This is a genomic window from Desulforhopalus vacuolatus, from assembly GCF_016918505.1.
In the GTDB taxonomy this organism is placed as follows: domain Bacteria; phylum Desulfobacterota; class Desulfobulbia; order Desulfobulbales; family Desulfocapsaceae; genus Desulforhopalus; species Desulforhopalus vacuolatus.
Map to the genome: position 1 here is coordinate 1 of NZ_JAFFPZ010000169.1, position 205 is coordinate 205.

A 205-nucleotide genomic window follows, 5' to 3' on the forward strand; every position below is an offset into this window, starting at 1 on the left:
CTGAGATAAGATTATAGGATACCGATTCATTGGAACTTCCACTCGAAGAGGAGGAATCCAACCGTGATCCAGAGCTGTTCAATAACCTTAAATCAATATCTGAACTCAATCCCGTTAAATTAATGGTTGCGGTGCCAGGGTGTTGCGCGACAAACGTATAAAAATCATTTTCCCCAGCATAACCTGTAATGCTGGTATCTCCATT

The 205-nt window shown here is 41.5% G+C and carries 1 protein-coding gene; it reads right to left on the reverse strand.

Features of this window, described 5'->3' with window-relative positions:
- The coding region (locus JWG39_RS16375; protein ID WP_205220487.1) for a pre-peptidase C-terminal domain-containing protein at positions 1 to 205 on the reverse strand (205 nt) is incomplete at both ends.